The following is a 19,397-nucleotide window of genomic DNA, read 5'->3' on the forward strand; positions in this document are numbered from 1 at the left end:
ACATGATCAAATTCGGGGTATTGGGATCACTGCAGTGCTGCATCGACGGTGTCGGAGCAGTCCCGAGCGCACCGAAGCAGCGCCAACTGCTCGCCCTGCTGTTGATGAACGCGAACCGGGTGATCTCGGCCGACTACTGCATCGAGGAACTGTGGGAGTCCGCGCCGCCGTCCTCGGCGGCCTCCACCCTCCAGACCTATGTCATGCAGCTGCGCAAATGCCTCGGCGAGCACAGCTCGAACCTGGATCGGGGCGAATCACGGCTGGAGACCCGCGAACGCGGCTACCTCCTGCATGTGGCCCCCGGGGAATTCGATGTCGACGTCTTCGAGGACAAGGTCCGGCTGGCCCGGCTGGCACTGGCGGCCGAGGACGACGAGAGCGCCGACAGCGCGCTGCGGGCGGCCCTGGCGGTATGGCGCGGCCCGGTCTTCACCGACATCAAACCCGGTCCGGTGCTGACCATGTGGGCCACCAGCCTGAACGAGGTGCGGCTGTCGATCCTCGAACACCGCATCGAGGTGGATCTGCGGCTGGGTCGCCATCGCGAACTGATCGGTGAACTCAGCGGCATGGTGCAGCGCTCGCCGCTGCTGGAGAGCCTGCACGCGCATTTGATCATCGCGCTCTACCGCTCCGGCCGGCAGGCGCACGCGCTGCAGGTGTACGAGCGGTTGCGGCATCGGCTGGCAGAGGAGCTGGGCTTGGAGCCCACCCCGGCGCTGCAGCAACTGCACCACAAGGTGCTGCGCAGCGCCCCGGAGCTCGCTCCTCCGCCGGCAATCGTTGCCGCCTCGCGCTATTCGGCCGAGCTCATCGCGGGTCGACTGCGACCGCTGGTGGATTCGCTCTGCGGCTGAAGCCGGACCGCGGCGAGCAGGGCCCGGGTGACATCGTGCCTCGGAGTGTCGAAGACCTCGTCGACACTCCCCTGCTCCACGATCCGGCCCGCGGACATCACCGCCACCGAATCGCTGAGGTGCTGCACGACCGCGAGATCGTGCGAGACGAACAGCATCGACAGTCCCCGTTGGGCTTTCAGATCCGCGAGCAGATCCAGGATCTGCGCCTGGATGGTGACGTCCAGGGCCGAGACCGGCTCGTCGCAGATCAGGACGGCGGGGTCGGAGGCCAGGGCGCGGGCGATGGCCACCCGCTGGCGTTGCCCGCCGGACATCTCGCCGGGTCGCCGCCGTTCGAAAGTTCGTGGCAGACCGACGGAATCGAGCAGGCTCAGGATCCGCCGGCGCCGGTCGGCGGCGCTGCGGCCGCGCGCGGGCAGGGCCTCGCCGATGATCCGGGCGACGTCCCAGCGGGGATCGAATGAACTCGCCGGGTCCTGCCAGACGACGCCGACCTCCGGACGCCGGGCCCGGCGGGCCCGCTCGGGCAGCGCGCTCCAGGGTTGGCCGCCGAGGGTGACGGTGCCGGCGTCCGGTCGCAGCAGGCCCAGAACCAGTGCGGCGGTGGTGCTCTTGCCGGAGCCGGATTCGCCGACCAGTCCCAGCGTGGTGCCGACCGGCAGCTCGAAGCCGACCTCGGTGACGGCGGCCACCGACCGGCCGCGGGCCACACGGAACGATTTGCACAACCCCGTCACGGACAGGGCGGGCGGCGCGGATCCGGTCCGGGCGTCGGCACGGACCACCGATTCCGATCGCGCGGCGGCCCGGCCGTCCCCCGACAGCGGCCTGCCCCGTTTTGCGGGAGTCGGGACCGCCGCCAGCAGCCGACGGGTGTAGGGGTGCTCGGGTGCGCCGAGAACCCGTGCGGCCGGGCCCTGTTCGACGATGCGGCCCTCGTGCATGACCGCGACCCGGTCGGCGATTCCGGCGACCACCGACAAATCGTGGCTGACCAGTAGCAGGGCGGTGCCGTCATCACGCAGGGCGGCCAGCAGTTTCAGGATGCGGGCCTGCACGGTGGCGTCGAGGGCCGTCGTCGGCTCGTCGGCGATGATCACCTTTGGCCGGCCCGCGAGGGCGGACGCGATCAATACCCGCTGCCGCTGCCCGCCCGAAAGCTGGTGTGGGCGCAGGGTTCTGCGCAGTTCAGGATCGTCGATGCCGACCGATCCGAGCAGCTCGTCGACCCGGCGGGTGCGGTCGGCCGCGGAACGCGCGAGCCGGTGGGCGCGGAGCGTGTCGCCCACCTCGGCCGCCACCGGCCGCAACGGATCCAGTGAGATCAGCGCGTCCTGCAGGATCAGCGCGATCTGCCGGCCACGCACGGAACGCCACTCCCGCGCGGACAAGCGATCCAGATCGATATCGCCCAGGCGCAGGGACCGGGCGGCGACCGTCGAGCCCGGTCCGGTCAGGCCCAGCAGCGCACGGGTGGTGACACTCTTGCCGGACCCGGATTCCCCCACGATCGCCAGACATTCACCGGCCGCGAGCTCGAAACCGATGCCGCGCACCGCCGCTACCCCGTCACCGCCCCGGTCGAAGGAGACGTGCAGATCATCGACGTGCAGAACGGGCAAGGCCGCCCTCCCAACGTTGTTGCAGTGCCCGGCCGAGCACGGTGACGGTGACGACGGTGAGGGTGATGGCGGCTCCGGGCGGAACGGCCACCCACCACGATTTGGACAACAGTTCACGGCCGGCCGCGAGCATCGAACCCCATTCGGGGGTGGGCTCTTTCGGGCCGAGGCCCAGAAAGCTCAGGGCCGAACCGATCATGATAGAACTGCCGACGCCGAGGGTCGCCAGGACGACGGTCGGGCGCAGCGAGTTCGGGACGATATGACGGGCGATCCGATATCCGGGCGAGCGTCCCAGCGCGATCGACGCCCGGACGTAGTCGGCGTTCCGCACCACCAGGGCCTGGGACCTGACCAGCCTGGCGTACGAGGCGGATTCCGCGATGGCGATCGCGGCGATCAGGCTGCCCGCCCCCTGCCCGAGCATCGCGATCACCAACAGCGTCAGCAGGACGCCCGGAAACGCCAGCACGATGTCCAGCCCCCGGGCGATGACGGTGTCGATGAGCCGGCCGCCGAGCGCGGCACACAGCCCGATCAGCGTGCCGCCGAGCACGGCCAGCAGGGTCGCGGTGAGACCGACGACGATCGAATAGCGGGCACCGAAGACGATGCGCGCGAAGATGTCTCGTCCGAGCTGATCGGTGCCGAGGAGGTGGTGGCGGCCGGGCGTCGCCAGCGCCTGAGCGAGGTCGACCTCGATGGGCGATCGCGTCGCGATCCAGCCGGGCACGAGGACACAGGCCGCCAGTACGGCGGCGACGAGGCCGGGCAGGATCAGCCGCGTGTTCCGCGTCGCGGTCACCGGGTCACCCCCGCCGGCGTCGCCGAGCGCGGATCGATGACCCGGTAGGCCAGGTCCACCGCGGAATTGACGGCGATGAACAGCAGCGAGCCGAACATGACCAGCGCGATGACCACCGGAAAATCGTGAGTGGTGACCGCCGACAACAGGACTCGGCCCAGACCCGGGCGCGCGAACACCGTCTCGACCAGCACCGCCCCGCTCAGCAGGCCGCCCACCAGCCAGCCGCTGACCGTGACGGCGGACAGCAGCGTGTGCCGCAGCGCGTGATGGATTCGGATGTCGAGCTCGCCCAGCCCCCGCGCGCGGGCGCTGAGCACGAACGGGGACAGCATGGCCGCGTCCACGCCGTCCCGCATCACCTGAGCGAGCAGCGCGCCGATCGGCACGGCCAGGGTGGTCGCGGGCAGGACCAGGGCCGCCGGACCGGACCCGGTCGAGGGGAACAGGTGCAGGCGGAACGAGAGGCCGGCCAGCAGCAGGGTGCCGGTCCAGAAGGTCGGCGTGGACACCGCGACCAGCTCCAGCGCATGCGCGAGCACCCGCGGCGCGCGGCGTGTCCCCGAGGTCGCGACCACCGTGACGAGCGCACCCGCGACGCCCAGAGTGATGGCGGCTGCGGCGAGTTGCAGTGTCGGAGTGAGTTGTTCGCCGATCACACGCAGGACCGGCTGCTGTCGCTGGAAGGATTCGCCGAAATCGCCCCGGGCCAGGCGGCCCAGATAGTGCAGGAACCGCTGCGGCAGCGGCTCGTCCAGGCCCATCTGCGCACGGATGGCGGCCAGGGTCGCCGGGGTCGCGGGCGCATTCCCGAGCATGGCGTAGGCCGGATCGCCCGGTACGAGCGCCATCGCGAGGAACGTCACGGTCGCGACCCCCGTGAGGATTCCGGCGATTCCGAGTACGCGCCGCAGGATCGCACCGGCGACGGTCACCAGGGCGGCCATCAGTTCAGCCACGCATCGTAGAAGACCGGGTACGACGCCGGGGCGGCGGCGATGCCGTGCACCCGGGCCCGGGTCGCGACCTGGCTGGCGGGCACGAAGATCGGAACGAGCACCGCCTGATCGATGGCCCAGTGCTGGGCGGCGGCATAGTCCGCGCGCTGGGCGCCCGTGTCGAGCGTGCGTGCGGCATTGCCGACCCACACGTCGACCTGCGGGTCGTTCACCCACGAAATATTCTGTCCCGCCATCGGTTTGGCGGTGGAGAGCAGGAAGCTGCGCATGATGTCCGGCGAATTGGATGACCAGCTGGTGTCGAACAGGTCGTAGTCGCCGCGCGCGACGAGCTGGAACAGCTCACCGGTCTGGACATTGGTGCGGACGACCTCGATGCCGACCTGCTTGGCCGAGGCGACAATGGCCAGTCCGACCAGGCCCCGGTAGTTCGATTCGTCCTGCGCCCTGGTGGTCGTCCAGGTCGCGCGGAGCCGGACGCCGTCCTTCACCCGGTAGCCCTCGGCGTCGCGGTGGTTCCACCCGGCCTCATCGAGCAGCCGGTTGGCCTCGCCGGTGTCGTAGTTCCACGAATTCTCCAGTGCCGCATCGTAGAACGGGGTGGCCGGGGTCAGGATGCTCCAGGACCGGCTGTAGACGCCGAAATAGATCGAGGACAGGATCGCGTCGACATCGGTCGATCGCTGCAGCGCCCGGCGGACGCGTGGGTCCTGCCACGGACCCCGCCGCGTATTGATGTAGACGCCGTAGCCGGTGCCCTGCGCGTCGTAGCGGGTGTATCGGACCGAGGGATCCGCCTTCAGGTCACTGACGTTCTGCGCGGGCACCGACAGCAGTCCGTCGATCTGGCCGCTGGTCAACGCCCCGATGCGGGTCGAGTCCTCCGGCACGAAACGGAACTCCACGCCATCGAGGTGCGCGGGCCCCGCATGCGCCGAAGTCTCGGGGGCCCAGCCGTATCCGGCGAACTTGGCGAGGGTGACGCTCTGCTGCGCGGTATGGCCGGCGAAGGTGAACGGACCCGACCCGACCACGTGATCGCAGAGCTTGCCGGCGTTGTCGGCGAAGTTCTTCGGCGACTGGATGCCCAGGGCGGTGGTGCTCGCCGCCGCGAGGAACGGCTGGAAAGGCTCGGTGAACGCCACCTCGACGGTGTGCTCGTCGATCACGGTCGACCGGCTGTACGGTCCCAGCAGCGTTGCCGCCCATTGGGATTTGGTGTTCGGATCGACGATCCGGTCGAAGTTCGCCTTGACCGCGGCGGCGTCGAGCCGGGTGCCGTCATGGAACACCACATCGTCGCGCAGGGTGAAGACGTATCGCGTCAGGTCGTCGCTGATCGTCCAGCTCTTCGCCAGCCAGGGGTGGAAGGTGTTGTCATTGCCCTGCGCCACCAGGGAATCCACCACACCGCGATCGATCAGGGCGGTGGCGTCGGCGGGGCTCACCCCCGGGTCCAGGCAACTCGGCTCCGAGGGCAGCGCGAAACGCAGCGTGCCGCCGGCGACCGGCGGCCCGTCCGATCCCCCGCTGTCCGTACCCGGCGAGCAGCCCGCGACCAGCGCGGCAGCGGTCAACAGGGCGGCCAGCGGCCACACGGTTCTACCCATCATGGTTCGCAGTGTTGTCGCCGCTGATGCAGCCGCACTCCGGCGCCGCTGGAGGAACGCTGGAAGGCGTCCGGTGCCTGCTGGACAGCGTTGCGCGGCAGTCGTTTTGCTGGATCGCGTGAATACGCGAGACAGGACGGGTGTGCGATGAGAGCGGTAGTGACCACCGGCGAACGGCAGACCCCGACACGGCTGATCGAGGTCGACGAGCCGACGCCGGGGCCCGGTGAGGTGCTGGTCCGGGTACGGGCCATCGGAATCAACCGGGGTGAGCTGACCCGGGCGGAGCGCCTTCCGGCGGGATCCCGCCTCGGCTGGGACATTCTCGGCACGATCGAGGAGGCCGACGCGGACGGGGCGGCGCACGAGCGGGCCGTCGTCGCGCTCGCGCGGGGTGACGGGTGGGCGGATCGGGTCGCCGTGCCGCGCCGCGACGTCGCCGTCATCGACGACCCCGGCGCGGCCGTCGATCTCGCCGCGCTTCCCGTGGCCGGGTTGACGGCGCTCGCGGCCATTCGGCGGGCCGGGCCGATCATCGGCAGGACCGTGCTCGTCACCGGAACGAGCGGCGGCGTCGGCGGGGTGCTGGCGCAACTCGCGCACGCTGCCGGGGCCGAGGTGCTGTCGGTTCGGCACCGGATCACCCGTGCCGAACCCGACGTCACCTCTCCGGAGGGCGAACCGACCGCGCCGCGGCCGGTCGACGTCGTGTTCGACAGTGTCGGCGGACCGACGCTGCAGGCGGCGTTCGAGCTGCTGAAACCGCGAGGCGTGCTGGTGAGTTTCGGCAATACCGTGCGTGCGCCGCTCGAGCTGCCGGTCGATTGGGGGCATCGGCGGCCCGGGGTGAGCCTGAGCTACGTGAACCTGTTCGACGAGCTCGACACCGGGACCGGGGCCTCCGACGATCTGCTCTGGCTCGGACGGCGTTGGGCAGCAAATGATTTGAGCCTCGCTGTGAATCGGACCGGCCCGCTGGACGCGCTCGATGACACGCTGTCCGCGCTCCGGGACCGGACCTTCCACGGCAAGGCGGTCCTGCACTGGTAGCCGACCTCAGAACGCGAGGCCGCCGTTCACCTCGAGCACATGGCCGTTGACGTAGTCCGAGTCCGGACCCGCGAGGAACCGGGCGGCGCCGGCGATCTCCTCGGCCCGCCCCGGCCTGCCCGCCGCGATGGTCGGTAGGTACCGGTCCCACACCGGTGGATTCGCGATGAGATCGCGGCCCATCCCCTCGTCGATGAACCCGGGCGACAGGGCGTTCACCGAGATGGATTGTGGCGCAAGCTCTATCGCCGCGACGCGGACCAGGGTCTCGATGGCCGCCTTGCTGATCGAGTACGCGCCCGCACCCGGCGCGATCCGCTGCGCCAGGGCCGAGGACAGCGCGATGAACCGGGCGGACCCGGACTCGGCCAGGTAGGGCACCGCCGCCTGCAGAGTGAGAAATGTTCCGACGACATTGGTTTCGAGCACCGTGGTGAAATTCGCCGGCGGTGTGACCGCCAAGGGGTCGGGGCGGCTCACGCCGGCGTTCGCGAACACCACGTCGAGGCCGCCGAGCCGGGCGGCGGCCTCGGCGAACGCCGCTTCGAGCTGCGCGGCGTCGGTGACATCCGCCGTCACGGCACTCCCTACGGGATACTCCCGAATCCATTGCGTCGCAGCCGATTCCCTGCCGACGATCACCACGCGCGCGCCGTGCCGGAGCAGATCCTCGGCCACCACGCGGCCCAAACCTCGGCTGCCTCCGGTGACCACGATGCGGCGCTCGGCCAGACCATTGGGCTGCACAGTCATTACTTCTCCTCCAGGTGGACGGTCGTCGCTCGACTGTGCCCACACCGGCCCGACGACCGCCTACAGGATCGCTGGAGCAGCCGATTCCAGTGGTCCTCCAGCATTCGTCGGCGTCGCCTCCAGCAGCCGATGCGAGTCTCGACGCCACTGACACGAAGTCGTGGCGATCGCCGAACTCGAAAGGATCGAACATGGCATACGTTGGGGCACAATCGAAGACGCAAGGTACTGGCTCCGGGAGCGGTCGGCACCGGCCAGTTCTGGGACCTGCTCACCGCGGGCCGCACCGCCACCCGCCGGATCAGCTCGTTCGACACCGGCGGCTACCGGTCCCGGATCGCGGGCGAGATCGACTTCCGGCCCTACGACCACGGATTGAGCCGGCGCGAGGAGCGGGCCTGGGATCGGGTCACCCAGTTCGCGGTCACCACCGCTCGGGAAGCACTGCGGGACAGCGGAGTCGATCTCAGCACGGTGGACCCCACGCGGATCGGCATCAGCATCGGCAGTGCGGTCGGGTGCACGACCGGCCTGGAGCGCGAGTACTCCCTGGTCAGCGATCAGGGCCGGGAATGGCTGGTGGACCCGGCCTGGGCGGTGGCGCAGCTCTTCGACTACCTGGTGCCCAGTTCCATTGCCGCGGAGCTGGCTTGGACGATCGGCGCCGAAGGCCCCACCTCGGTGGTCTCCACCGGTTGCACGTCCGGACTGGACGCGGTCGGCCACGGCGCCGATCTGATCCGCGAGGGCGCCGCCGATATCGTCGTGACCGGCGCCAGCGAGGCCCCGATCTCACCGATCACGGTGGCCTGCTTCGATGCCATCAAGGCCACCAGCCCCAACAATGACGACCCGGAACACGCGTCGCGCCCGTTCGACCGGGATCGGGACGGTTTCGTCCTCGGCGAGGGCTCCGCGACCCTGATCCTCGAGGACTGGGACCGGGCCCGCGCCCGGGGCGCGCACATCTATGCCGAGTTCGCCGGATTCGCCACGCGCGGCAATGCCTTTCACATGACCGGCCTACGGCCCGACGGGGTGGAGATGGCCGAGGCCATCGGCGCCGCGCTGACCCAGGCCGGGGTGGACCCGACCGCGGTCGACTACGTGAACGCCCACGGCTCCGGAACCAAGCAGAACGATCTGCACGAGACCGCCGCGGTGAAAAGGGCGCTGGCCGAGCATGCCCGGCGCGTACCGATGAGCTCCATCAAGTCCATGATCGGGCATTCGCTCGGCGCCGTCGGCTCCCTTGAACTGGCCGCCTCGGCGCTCGCCATCGACACCGACGTCATACCGCCGACCGCCAACCTGCACAACCCGGGCCCCGGCTGCGATCTGGACTACGTGCCGCTGACCGCACGCGGCCAGCGCACCGACACCGTCCTGAGCGTCGGCAGCGGATTCGGCGGATTCCAGAGCGCCGCAGTGCTGGTCGCGCCATGACCGGACTCGCGACCACGGTGGATCCCGCCGTCACCGGCATCGGCGTCCACGCGCCGACCGGCGTCACCGTGGCGGACTACTGGCGCAACACCCTCGCGGGGCGCTCGGCGATCGACCGGATCACCCGCTTCGATCCCAGTCCGTACACCGCCACCCTGGCCGGGGAGATACGCGACTTCGACCCCTCGCCGCTGTCCGGCCGCCTGCTTCCGCAAACCGACATTTCCACTCGGCACGCCCTGGTGTCCTCCGACGCCGCGCTGCGCGACGCCGGCATCACCCCGGACGACCGGGACGACTTCGAACTCGGAGTGGTCACCGCCAGCACCAGCGGCGGCTTCGAGTTCGGACAGAAGGAGCTGCAGAAACTATGGGCCCAGGGCAGTCGCCATGTCAGCGGGTATCAGTCTTTCGCCTGGTTCTACGCCGTGAACACCGGGCAGCTCGCGATCAGGCACGGCGCGCGCGGACCCTCGAGTGTCGTGGTGGCCGACCAGGCGGGCAGCCTCGACGCGGTCGGTAAAGCGCGGCGGCTCGTGCGCGCCGGCACCCCGCTGGTGCTCACCGGCGGTTTCGATTCCGTGCTCTCGCCGTGGGGCTGGCTGGCCACGCTCGCCGCGGGCAATGTCAGCACGAGCACCGACCCGAAACGGGCCTACCAGCCCTTCGCCGACACCGCCGAGGGTTTCGTACCCGGCGAAGGCGGCGCATTGACCGTCCTCGAACATCCCGACCGAGCACGCGACCGCGGTGCGCGCGTCTACGCCCACATCAGCGGGTATGCCAGCGGATTCGATCCGCGGCCCGGCTCACCGCGGCCACCGGCCCTGGCCCGGATCATCCGGGCAGCGCTCGCCGACGCCCGCCTCGCGCCCGAGGACGTCGGGGTGGTGTTCGCCGACGCGGCCGGGGTCCGCGAACAGGACGATCGCGAAATCGCCGCGCTCGACGCGGTATTCGGCGTGCGCGGGGTCCCGGTGACCGCGCCCAAGACCGGGACCGGGCGACTGTTCGCGGGCGGCGGCGCGCTCGATATCGCCGCGGCCGCACTCGCGCTGGACAGCCGCACCATCCCGCCCACCCCGGGCCTCGAGCACTATCCCGACCCCACCCACCTGGACCTGGTCCGGGAGCCGCGCGAGCTGACCACACCGGCCGCACTCGTGCTCGCCCGCGGCGGGCGCGGGTTCACCTCGGCGGTGGTCCTGCGCGGAGTCCGATGAAAACCCCACTCCCCCAACAGCACCCGACAGAGAAAAGGAGGCACATGGTGTCCGCCAACCCAGCCGTGACCACCGATCAACTGCGCGAAGTACTGCAGCGGGTCGCCGGCGAAGACGAGACCATCGACCTGAGCGGAGACATCACCGACCGCGCATTCGAAGACCTGGGATACGACTCCCTCGCGGTCCTGGAACTGTCCAACCAGATCGAAATCCGTTACGGGATAAAGCTTCTCGACAGTTCAGTGGTCGACGCAGTGACCGTTCGAGATTTCCTCGAGCTCGTCAACACCACCCTCGCGGAGCAGGCCGGCCAGGACGCCGGCGCCTCCGACCCATCCTCAGGAGCACTCGCATGAGCAAGCACGCCATCGTCACCGGAGCCACCAGCGGAATCGGCCTCGAGATCGCCCGCACACTGGGCCTGGCCGGATATCAGGTCTTCATCAACGCGCGTGACGCGGACAAGGTGAAGAGCACGGTCGAGGACCTGAGCGCCGAAGGCATCACCATCGACGGCATCGCCGCCGATGTCCGATCGACCGACGACGTGCGGACGTTCGTCGCGGCGGCGGTCGCGCGGTTCGGACCGGTCACGGTGCTGGTCAACAACGCGGGCCGCAACGGCGGCGGCGTCACCCGGGACATCGACGACTCGCTGTGGCAGGACGTGCTCGACATCAACTTGACCGGAACCTTCCGAGTAACGCGAGAAGTGTTGTCGCACGGCGGAATTCTGGACGCCCAGGACGGTCGCATCATCAATATCGCCTCGACCGGCGGTAAGCAGGGCGTGGTGCTCGGCGCGCCCTATTCGGCATCGAAGCACGGCGTCATCGGATTCACCAAGGCGCTCGGACTGGAACTGGCCAAGACCGGGGTGACGGTGAACGCCGTCTGCCCCGGATACGTCGAAACCCCACTGGCCGAACGGGTCCGGCGCGGCTACGCCGAGGTGTGGAACACCACCGAGGCCGCCGTGCTCGAGAAGTTCGAGGCCAAGATCCCGCTGGGGCGGTACTCGACTCCACTCGAGGTCGCGGGACTGGTCGGTTATCTCACCACGTCCGCCGCCGCGCCGATCACCGCACAGGCCATCAATGTCTGTGGCGGACTGGGCAACTACTGAGCCACCGAGAGATGGGAGGTGGCTCGGATGAGCCTCCATCACACCGAACACGCCATCACGATCGCGGCGCCGGCCCAGACGGTGCACGATGCACTGCGCTCGGTCGTCAACTGGCCCAACCTCTTTCCCCCGACCATTCACGCCGAGACGCTCGAGCACGACGCTTCCGGCGATCACATCCGCCTGTGGGCCACCGCGAACGAATCGCTGAAGACCTGGACCTCCCGGCGCACCTTCGATCCCGAACAGCTCCGGATCACCTTCCGGCAGGTGGTCTCCGCTCCCCCGGTCGCCTCCATGAGCGGGGAATGGGTGGTGCAGGAAATCGACCCCGGCACCAGCCGAGTGCTGTTGCTGCACAGCTTCTCTCCCGACGACAGCGCGGGAGCGCGGGAATGGATCGAGGCCGCGGTCGACACCAACTCGACCCGGGAGCTCGAATCGCTCAAGTCGGCGGCCGAGGCGCTGGCCCGGCAACCCGAGGCCACCGTCACCTTCGCGGACTCGCTGTGGATCGACGCCGAACCGGCACGGGTCCGGGAATTCATCGACCGCGCCGACCTGTGGGCGGAGCGACTCGCCCACGTCGACGCCGTCACCCTCACCGAACCGGCACCCGGACACCAGTTTCTGAGCCTGGACACCCGGACACCGGACGGAGACGTCCACACCACCGCCTCGTGGCGCGTGGTCCTCGACTCGGGCGACATCGTCTACAAGCAGACGCTCCTGCCCGCGCTGCTCTCCCTGCACCGCGGTCGCTGGAGTTTCATACCGCGCGACGGGGGGACGCTCGCGACCTCCGAGCACACCGTCGCCCTCATCACCGAGGCGATCCCCGCGATCCTCGGCACGGGCAAGACCCTCGCCGATGCCACGGCCTTCATTCGAAACGCCCTGGGTCGCAATTCCCTGTCCACCCTCGAGAACGCGAAGAAATGGGCCGAATCCACCGAACGGGGCTCCGATGTCCGACGCTGACCGCACCCGACAGCTCTATGTCGACCTCCAGCAGTTCTATGCCGCGCACCTGCGCCTGCTCGACGACGGGCGCGTCGACGAATGGGCGGCCGAGTTCGAACCCGACGGGCTGTTGATCCATCCGCAACGGGCCGCCACCCACACCGGGCGGGCCGAGATCGCCGACGGGCTGCGCCGCACCGCGGAGCGACTCCGCGCCGCGGGCCTCGTGCGCCGCCACTGGCTGGGCAACCTGACCATCGAAAACGACGGCGCGGCAACGGGAACCATCCACACCCGCTTCTACTCCCTGGTCGTCGAGACCGGCCCCGGACAGTCCCCGCGGCTGCACCTGAGCACCGATATCCGCGATCACCTCGTCCCGGACGGCGCCTCGTGGCTGGTCCGCGAACGAAGCATCACCCACGACCCGATCCTCACCACCCCGAATTGAAAGTCATCCTCTTGCACAAGAACATTGGCCTCGCCCTGCTCACGGCCACCGCCCTGACCGCCCTACCCGCCGCGCACGCCGACTCCGGCACCGCGCACGCCGACTCCGGCGCCAATGCGCGAGTCGACTACACCGCCGTCAGCACCGACCGCGCCCTGACCATCACCACCGACGCCGGCTCCCTGGTGAACGACCACGGCACCTTCAAGATCAAAGCCGCCGACGGCACCACCCTCGCCGGCACCGAATTGTCCTTCCGTGTCGACGATTTCGTCTTCCCCATCACGGCCGACATCACGAACCACACCGCCGTCCTGACCCCTCGCTTCGACCTCGACCACGCCATCTACCAACCCGTCGCCCTCCCCTACGAAAACCAGGCCCCCTGGAAAAACGAATACGACCGCGAACAAGCCGCCTGGGCCCGCCTCGGCACCACCCTGGTCACCGGCGCCGCCATCGGCACCCTGGTAGGCGGCCTGGGCGGCGCCGCCGTCGGCTGCCTCCTAGGCGGCGCAGCAGGCGCGGCCGCCGCCTCCGCCACCATCGTCGGCCTCTTCGGGCCCTTCCTCCCCGCCGCCGCCGTCGGCTGCATCGGCGGCATAGCCGCCATCGCCCCACTCGGCACCGTAGCCGGCCTACTCCTCGTCACCGCCCCGGTCGCCATCCTCGCCGCCGCCCAATATTTCACCACCATCAACCAGCCGTTCACCCCACCGGCCGCCAAGTAGCCCGAACCCACAAAGGAGCCGCAGGTCCCCATGTGGCTCCTTCGATCGTGGTGGTGTCCGACGATCGCAACCGCTCCATGAGCCCGACCGCGACGAATCAAGAGCGGATCAAGCGACTGATCCATGAGCAACACTCCGACCAATCAACCACTCCAGCATCGGCAAAGCGCACAACTACGACGGCGGAACGCGTACAGACCGTGCGGCAGAACGCGCATACACAGTGCGGCAGATCGCGCACCGGCTGTACCTGCCGACGCGGATCTGTTCACAGCCCCGCGCGCACTGCAGGCCGCGGTCCGAATCGTCGAGGCCGAGGTCGCACCCCGAGCGAAACTCACCCCGGACCAGTGCGCCGAGGAGCCGCGCCGGGTGGCCGCGCCGCAGACCCGACCGGACCTCTCACGCCGCCCGGCGACCGAACCCGAGAAGCCTTACGGGGCACCGGATCTCGGCCGTGATCGTGACCACCGGCACGGCCTGTAGGGAGCGCAACCCACTCTGCTCTGTCCAGTTCTCGGGAGGTAGAGGCGCAACCGACCGGGATCCGGCGCGTCTCGAGGTATGTCGGGCAGCGGTCCAATATTCTTGGATCCGACTCTGGAACTGGCTCGAGAAGAACCGTCAACCGAGAGGCAGCATGGCATGACCATTCGAGCCGATGGCACGATCGAACTTTCGGACATGATCCGCTATCTCGAGTCCGAGCTGACCGCGGCCCAGGCGGGCTCGGGTGACGGATTGACGCTCGACGAATGCGTCATCGAGCTGAACATCGCCGTGAAGAACGAAGGCGAGGCGGGCATCAAGGCGTACGTCGTCGCCATCGGCGGCGGGATCTCCTCAGCGCAGACGCATAAGGTCAGCGCGAAGTTCAGGCCCGCCGTCGCGGGCGGTCCGGGGGAGGCCGCCTGCGGTGCATCGCCGTCCTAGGCGACCGTCGGCCCGGTGAAGTCCAGGTGAGCCTGACAAGTCCTACGATTCACCGTCTCCCGGCAGTCGCTGGATCAGCGAGAACTGGGAGTCGCTCACCGAGACTCACCGCTTTCAATGAGTCAGATCGGACGGCTGGCCGGAGGCTCCGCAGCTCCGGGGCACCACCAAGCTCCTGCTGGAGCGCCACGGCCCGGGCCCTCGGCCTGAAGCAGACCAGCGGCCGCGTCACCCCGGCGGACGTCCCGGCGTTCTCGGCGGCCATCGTCGCGAACTCCCGCTGCTGATAGTCGGTTACGTCCCCCGCCGTTACCCGGTCCTCAGAGGTCGAGCGTCCCGGACACCGACCGATCTTCAGAGATTGACAGCAGGCTGTCGAGGGCTTGCCGGGATCGTTCCAATCGGTTGATCGCCTCCGACATGCGGGACCGTTCGCGCGCGAGGTGTCCGGCCATCTCCGGGCAGGTCGCGTGCAGCTGACCGGCCCGGTACTCGGTGCACGGGAGCACGATCGCGATGGTCGCGGTGTTCAGGCCCGCGGCCAGCAGCGCGCGGATGATCCCAACCCGAATCACGTCGGCGTCCTCGAACACGCGGTGCCCGCCGGACGTACGCCGAGGCGACAGCAGCCCCCGTTGTTCGTAGTAGCGCAGCAGTCGGTCCGGGACCTCTGTGCGGGCCGCCAGCTCCCCGATCTGCATGTGTGGCCTCCGTCACTCCGGCTTGATCCTGACACGGATGTCAGGTCCTAACGTCGTGGCGTCCAACACGGGGCGACGGAAGGAGATTCCCATGTCAGGAGCGGTCATCATCGGTGCGGGTCCGGGTCTGGCGGCCGCGGTGGCGCGCCGGTTCACTCGCGAGGGCGTGCCGGTCGCGCTGATCGCCCGAGGCGCGGGGGTGGCGGATCTGGCGGCGGCGATCGAAACGGACGGCGGGAAGGCCGTGGCCCTGCGCGCCGACGCCACCGACGGTCCGGCCCTGCGAGCCGCCCTCGACACGGCGGTGGACGCCCACGGGGTGCCGGACGTGCTGGTCTACAACGCCGCGATCATCCAGCGCGACCGGCCCGGCGAGCTGAGCCGCGAACAGCACCTGCGCGCCTGGGAGGTGAACGTGCTCGGCGCGATGGACGCCGCCGACCACCTCGCGCCGGCGATGGCCGGGCGCGGCGGCGGCACGATCCTGCTCACCGGCGGCATGCCGCTCCCCGACGCCCGCTACGCCAGCCTGTCCCTCGGCAAGGCCGGACTCCGGGCGCTGACCGCGCTGCTCGACCAGGAGTACCGGCCGGGCGGGGTCCACGTCGCCACCGTCATCGTCGACTGCCACATGGTGCCCGGCACCGACTCCGACCCCGATCTCGTCGCCGAGCACTACTGGAGGTTGCATCAGCAGCCGAAGGACCGGTGGCAGCAGGAGGTCGTGCACACGGGCTCGACCCCGGTCTGAACGGCGGGCCTGTAGGCGTCCCGGTATCAACCGCCGAAAAACGCAGCGCGGCGCCTCGGATCAGCCGGGGCCACGCGGGGAGGTTCTTCCCGCCGCAAGAACCGGTCGGGGCTGGTCAGCCGATTCTCCGAACCACTAGGCGGTGGACCGTCTTCCCCGAGGACGCGCTGGTCGATTCCTCATCCAGTAGCAGCTCGGTTCCGTCCAGACCTCGCCGGACCACTGCACGGTCTACCGGGGTGTATAGACGCCCGTTTCCGTCTCGGTGGCTGTTCTCGACGACGCGCCAGCTCAGGTAGAGGGTTCCACCGGGGGCCAGGACGTCCGTCAACCGCTGGAGGGATGCCCGGAGCAGGGCCGGGTCGAGGTGCATGATGACCGTTTCGCAGAGCACGTTGGTGAAGCTCCCTGCCTCGACCCCCGCCAGGTTGGGAAGAGCGGCGTTGCGGAAGGTGACGCTGGGATGCCGCTTTCTCGCCTCGGCCAGCAGTCCTTCGGACGGGTCGAACCCGACTGTCGTGAACCCTTGCGAGGCCAGCCATGCAGCGTCACGCCCGGCACCGCAACCGACGTCCGCGGTAGGGCCGGGGCGAAAGAACTTGCGTACCAGCGCCTGCAGGTCACTGGGAGTGGGCTGGGTATGCCAGTCCTCGGCGTACGCCTCGGCTTCGCTGTCGTACGAACTGAGAGTCTGAAGGTCCATGATCGTGCCTTACCTGGGTAGATCGTTCTGCTGCGGGTCGAACACGATCGCTCCCAGCGTGCCGATCAGCAAGTCGTGAAGGATCCAGATGACCTGGCTTGTGTAAGTCATCGCGTCATCGTCGCCGAAGACGACGTAGAGAAGCCGGTCCAGCTTCGAGGGCTCGTAAGGAGCCTCAGGGCCGGAGTTCGGGGACGATCATGGCCGCGAAGGGCACGGTGGCGGCGAGCCGCTCGTCCAACAGGTCCTGGTAGTCAGCCGAGTCGTAGACCGCACGCGCCTGCTCGATGTCGCGGAAACGGAGCACGACGGTGTGGGTGCCACCCGCGGACCCGCCTCCCTCGCCGAGATGAACTGTCTTATCGGTGCTGGCCAGGAGCTCACCTCTGTCGGGTCCCAGGAGCACCGGCGCCGCAGCCTCGCGGTAGACGTCCAAGCGCTGTGGATCGGTCACGTCGTAGTTCAGGATCAGCAAAGCGGTCATGGCTTCCTGCCTTCAGTTACCAACGCCGCGGACGAGGAGCACGGAGCCGTGCGACCCGGCCTTTCTATCTATGGCGATGTCCTGGTATTCCGTGGAATCGGCCCAGAGGCGGAAGGCCGCTGTGTCAGGGAACTCCAGCAGAACCACCTTGTCGTGGCCCCATTCACCCTCCTCGACGTGAGGGTGTTCGTCGGCGGCGAGTAACTGGCCGTCGAATCGGCGGAGTACGTCCATGAACCGGGCCTGATAGCGCCCGTAGGACTCCCGGTCCGTGATCGTGAGCTGAGCCAGGGCGTACACCGCCATCGGATACTCCTTCTTCTCGGGGTGACCGGCCGCCCGCAACAGGCGTGCGGCCGGTTCGGTGTCAACATAACTGACACTGGGCTTGGCCTTGCCCAGAAGGGCAGGGTTTGGGATCGACTCGGCCACAACTGATCCGGCTCGGTATCCCGGCCGACCGCACGCGGCCGTTCCCGCGCTGCCCGGCCGCCGACGGTGATCATGCCGACGGCGTCCTCGGTAGCCGAGCTTGCTCGGAACGGATCGAGATCAATCGATGATCAGGAGACTGGCACCGTTCGGCGCGCTGGACCGATGGGCCTCAGCATCATCGGCCACCTGGTAGCTTCCGCCCTGCCGTGTGACGACGACCCGGCCGTCCTCGAGCGTCGTCACCAGTTCGCCGCCGAGTACGAACAGTATGTGGCCTTTGCGGCACCAGTGATCGGCGACGTAGCCGGGGCTGTACTCCACCCGGCGGACGCGGGCTTCGCCGAAGTACTGGACGCGGCTGCGCACCTCACCGCTCTCGCCGGGCTTGCTCTCCTCGGGGATGGCGTTCCAATCAGTCGCGGTGAACGGGAAGCCACAGAGATTCATGCGATCACGTTACACACCCATCGGACTCCTCCCGAAGTCTCACGGCCCCGGTTGATCGGACGAATCAAGCCACGAAGACTCGATTGCCGGTTGCCGGTCAGCTCGGACATCACCGCCTGTTCGAGAGCCGACGGAACGAGTCCTTGTCCATGACCAATGCGCCGAATTGCAGTGCCAGCCACCTGGATACGCTCGACTTTCCGGCCGCAGGAAAGCCGGATACGACGACTAAGCCTTGTGACAGCCCATCGGCGGCGCGGAGCAGTGCATCGCGAGTCGCGTCGCCCAAAACTTGATCAACTGGATCGGTCTCCCCTACAACTTGTCCCCGAGTCGGGCACGACGATGGGCGGCCTTCGCGCGTCAGTGTGCATTCGTTCGGCATTCACTCCGCAAATCGCTGCACGGCTGGGCAACCCGACGACAAGCAGCCGCGGACTCCCCCGGCTCGGAGCCCCTCGACTGCGCCGGAACATGGTGGCGATGATGACGGTGAGAACCGTGCGGACTGATCGTATTCTGGCTCACCGGACGTTCGGCGGCCTCACTGTCGATGCGATAGGAGGACGTTCCCCACGTCCAGACACCAACGCACAGAACGTCTTTCACCCGAGTCAGCCCTGCGGCTCGATCACCGACACCGAATCGCCGTCCATGTTGGCGGCGTAGACGGTGTGGGTGCCGGGGTCGACCGCCACACCCTCGCCCTATTGACCCGGCCTGATGAATCGGTGTCCTCCATCGCCCGGCTGCTCGGGGTCTCACGGTCCACGATCTACCAGTACGTCCCCGAGATCGGCACGGGCCGAGGCCAACTCGGTGCCGGGGAGGATCCGCCGCTGACGGACGTGGGCGAGTACGACGAGCTGCTGCCGTCCCGCGCACTCGAGACGTAGGGCTACCCGGGGCTGGCAGTAGACCGAGAAGCCGTGTAGCAACTCAATTCTCCTGATTGCTGGACTGACGCCGCTTGCGCAGATGGTAGGCCGCCTGCCGACAGGCCGAGCTGCAGTACTTTCGCGGGCGTCCTGTCTGCATGCAGGATGCAGGGTCCTGTTCTACCGGCGAACCAGCGTGTCGGCGCGTCAGCGGGTGCGGGCGCGCGGGATCTTCTAGCGTCGGGTCAGGAAGGGGATGCGGCAGCGTGGGCAGCGGCCGCCTGGCTGGGCTCGGTGTTCGACGGCGAGGAGGGCAGGCTTGAACACGTTTTGGGGTTACGCAGGCGGACCGCTTTTAGGGATAGCCATCACGGTGGTCTTCTGGCTGATGGTCTGGATCGCGGTCGCGGTCGCTCGTGTCCGGTCGGGAGGGCGGTCCCGGTTGGGCCGCGTCAACGTC

22 protein-coding genes are annotated in these 19,397 nt (G+C 68.8%); 12 read left to right on the forward strand and 10 right to left on the reverse strand.

What is annotated here, in order from left to right; genetic code table 11:
- The first annotated feature begins 2 nt into the window (after nt 1-2).
- On the forward strand, nt 3-860 hold the full coding sequence (locus tag ACIRRA_RS13315) for a BTAD domain-containing putative transcriptional regulator (RefSeq protein WP_402766978.1): 858 nt from the start codon (nt 3-5) through the stop codon (nt 858-860).
- On the opposite strand, the gene ACIRRA_RS13320 is transcribed toward ACIRRA_RS13315, so the two are convergent.
- From ACIRRA_RS13320 to ACIRRA_RS13335, 4 genes are read right to left on the reverse strand one after another with little or no spacing between them, the layout of a single operon-like run.
- A complete protein-coding gene (locus ACIRRA_RS13320; protein WP_402766979.1) occupies nt 800-2,485 on the reverse strand; it encodes a dipeptide ABC transporter ATP-binding protein in 1,686 nt (561 codons plus the stop codon). The genes ACIRRA_RS13315 and ACIRRA_RS13320 overlap by 61 nt on opposite strands.
- Nucleotides 2,463-3,290, reverse strand: a complete 828-nt coding sequence (locus tag ACIRRA_RS13325; RefSeq protein ID WP_402766982.1) for an ABC transporter permease — start codon at nt 3,288-3,290, stop codon at nt 2,463-2,465. The genes ACIRRA_RS13320 and ACIRRA_RS13325 overlap by 23 nt, the downstream gene beginning before the upstream one ends.
- Complete coding sequence (locus ACIRRA_RS13330) at nt 3,287-4,249, reverse strand: ABC transporter permease (protein ID WP_402766984.1); 963 nt, start codon at nt 4,247-4,249, stop codon at nt 3,287-3,289. The genes ACIRRA_RS13325 and ACIRRA_RS13330 overlap by 4 nt, the downstream gene beginning before the upstream one ends.
- Complete coding sequence (locus tag ACIRRA_RS13335; protein WP_402766987.1) at nt 4,237-5,862, reverse strand: ABC transporter substrate-binding protein; 1,626 nt, start codon at nt 5,860-5,862, stop codon at nt 4,237-4,239. The genes ACIRRA_RS13330 and ACIRRA_RS13335 overlap by 13 nt, the downstream gene beginning before the upstream one ends.
- Before the next feature lie 144 nt (nt 5,863-6,006).
- Here ACIRRA_RS13335 and ACIRRA_RS13340 point away from each other — a divergent pair, with 144 nt between their 5' ends.
- A complete protein-coding gene (locus ACIRRA_RS13340) occupies nt 6,007-6,909 on the forward strand; it encodes a zinc-binding dehydrogenase (protein WP_402766990.1) in 903 nt (300 codons plus the stop codon).
- Between the two features lie 6 nt (nt 6,910-6,915).
- Here ACIRRA_RS13340 and ACIRRA_RS13345 read toward each other — a convergent pair whose 3' ends face one another.
- Nucleotides 6,916-7,662 carry an SDR family NAD(P)-dependent oxidoreductase gene (locus ACIRRA_RS13345; protein ID WP_402766993.1) on the reverse strand — a complete coding sequence of 249 codons (747 nt, stop codon included), beginning with the start codon at nt 7,660-7,662 and terminating at the stop codon, nt 6,916-6,918.
- 201 nt (nt 7,663-7,863) lie between these two features.
- Here ACIRRA_RS13345 and ACIRRA_RS13350 point away from each other — a divergent pair, with 201 nt between their 5' ends.
- The 8 genes from ACIRRA_RS13350 (at nt 7,864) to ACIRRA_RS13385 (ending at nt 14,538) form a co-directional block, all read left to right on the forward strand.
- Entirely contained in the window at nt 7,864-9,108 is a 1,245-nt protein-coding gene (locus tag ACIRRA_RS13350; protein ID WP_402766996.1) for a beta-ketoacyl-[acyl-carrier-protein] synthase family protein, read from the forward strand.
- A complete protein-coding gene (locus ACIRRA_RS13355) occupies nt 9,105-10,331 on the forward strand; it encodes a beta-ketoacyl synthase N-terminal-like domain-containing protein (RefSeq protein ID WP_402766999.1) in 1,227 nt (408 codons plus the stop codon). Before ACIRRA_RS13350 ends, ACIRRA_RS13355 begins: the two co-directional genes overlap by 4 nt.
- A gap of 44 nt (nt 10,332-10,375) precedes the next feature.
- Entirely contained in the window at nt 10,376-10,690 is a 315-nt protein-coding gene (locus ACIRRA_RS13360) for an acyl carrier protein (RefSeq protein ID WP_402767002.1), read from the forward strand.
- A complete protein-coding gene (locus ACIRRA_RS13365) occupies nt 10,687-11,460 on the forward strand; it encodes an SDR family NAD(P)-dependent oxidoreductase (RefSeq protein ID WP_402767005.1) in 774 nt (257 codons plus the stop codon). The genes ACIRRA_RS13360 and ACIRRA_RS13365 overlap by 4 nt, the downstream gene beginning before the upstream one ends.
- Before the next feature lie 27 nt (nt 11,461-11,487).
- On the forward strand, nt 11,488-12,441 hold the full coding sequence (locus ACIRRA_RS13370; protein WP_402767008.1) for an aromatase/cyclase: 954 nt from the start codon (nt 11,488-11,490) through the stop codon (nt 12,439-12,441).
- Nucleotides 12,428-12,874: a nuclear transport factor 2 family protein gene (locus ACIRRA_RS13375; protein ID WP_402767011.1), complete on the forward strand. Its 447-nt coding sequence runs from the start codon at nt 12,428-12,430 to the stop codon at nt 12,872-12,874. Before ACIRRA_RS13370 ends, ACIRRA_RS13375 begins: the two co-directional genes overlap by 14 nt.
- Before the next feature lie 11 nt (nt 12,875-12,885).
- Complete coding sequence (locus ACIRRA_RS13380; protein ID WP_402767014.1) at nt 12,886-13,605, forward strand: hypothetical protein; 720 nt, start codon at nt 12,886-12,888, stop codon at nt 13,603-13,605.
- A 645-nt stretch (nt 13,606-14,250) separates the two neighbouring features.
- Nucleotides 14,251-14,538 carry a trypco2 family protein gene (locus ACIRRA_RS13385; RefSeq protein WP_402767017.1) on the forward strand — a complete coding sequence of 96 codons (288 nt, stop codon included), beginning with the start codon at nt 14,251-14,253 and terminating at the stop codon, nt 14,536-14,538.
- Nucleotides 14,539-14,858: 320 nt separating this feature from the next.
- Here ACIRRA_RS13385 and ACIRRA_RS13390 read toward each other — a convergent pair whose 3' ends face one another.
- Nucleotides 14,859-15,239 carry a MerR family transcriptional regulator gene (locus ACIRRA_RS13390; RefSeq protein ID WP_402767020.1) on the reverse strand — a complete coding sequence of 127 codons (381 nt, stop codon included), beginning with the start codon at nt 15,237-15,239 and terminating at the stop codon, nt 14,859-14,861.
- 91 nt (nt 15,240-15,330) lie between these two features.
- On the opposite strand from ACIRRA_RS13390, the gene ACIRRA_RS13395 reads away from it, so the two are divergent.
- Nucleotides 15,331-15,990, forward strand: coding sequence for an SDR family NAD(P)-dependent oxidoreductase (locus ACIRRA_RS13395; protein WP_402767023.1), 660 nt, complete (start codon nt 15,331-15,333; stop codon nt 15,988-15,990).
- 115 nt (nt 15,991-16,105) lie between these two features.
- Here ACIRRA_RS13395 and ACIRRA_RS13400 read toward each other — a convergent pair whose 3' ends face one another.
- The 4 genes from ACIRRA_RS13400 to ACIRRA_RS13415 all read right to left on the reverse strand — a co-directional run bounded on the left by ACIRRA_RS13400 (nt 16,106) and on the right by ACIRRA_RS13415 (nt 18,059).
- Complete coding sequence (locus tag ACIRRA_RS13400; RefSeq protein ID WP_402767026.1) at nt 16,106-16,693, reverse strand: class I SAM-dependent methyltransferase; 588 nt, start codon at nt 16,691-16,693, stop codon at nt 16,106-16,108.
- A 175-nt stretch (nt 16,694-16,868) separates the two neighbouring features.
- Nucleotides 16,869-17,177 (reverse strand): DUF1330 domain-containing protein, encoded by a 309-nt coding sequence (locus tag ACIRRA_RS13405; protein ID WP_402767028.1) that lies wholly within the window; start codon nt 17,175-17,177, stop codon nt 16,869-16,871.
- Nucleotides 17,178-17,189: 12 nt separating this feature from the next.
- The gene (locus ACIRRA_RS13410; RefSeq protein WP_402767031.1) at nt 17,190-17,609 is read right to left on the reverse strand and encodes a DUF1330 domain-containing protein; all 420 of its coding nucleotides are present in this window, start codon (nt 17,607-17,609) and stop codon (nt 17,190-17,192) included.
- 120 nt (nt 17,610-17,729) lie between these two features.
- The gene (locus tag ACIRRA_RS13415; RefSeq protein ID WP_402767033.1) at nt 17,730-18,059 is read right to left on the reverse strand and encodes a DHCW motif cupin fold protein; all 330 of its coding nucleotides are present in this window, start codon (nt 18,057-18,059) and stop codon (nt 17,730-17,732) included.
- Nucleotides 18,060-18,769: 710 nt separating this feature from the next.
- Here ACIRRA_RS13415 and ACIRRA_RS13420 point away from each other — a divergent pair.
- Complete coding sequence (locus ACIRRA_RS13420) at nt 18,770-18,955, forward strand: helix-turn-helix domain-containing protein (protein WP_402767036.1); 186 nt, start codon at nt 18,770-18,772, stop codon at nt 18,953-18,955.
- The last annotated feature ends 442 nt before the right edge of the window (nt 18,956-19,397 follow it).

This window comes from Nocardia sp. NPDC101769 (genome assembly GCF_044766925.1).
Classification (GTDB): domain Bacteria; phylum Actinomycetota; class Actinomycetes; order Mycobacteriales; family Mycobacteriaceae; genus Nocardia.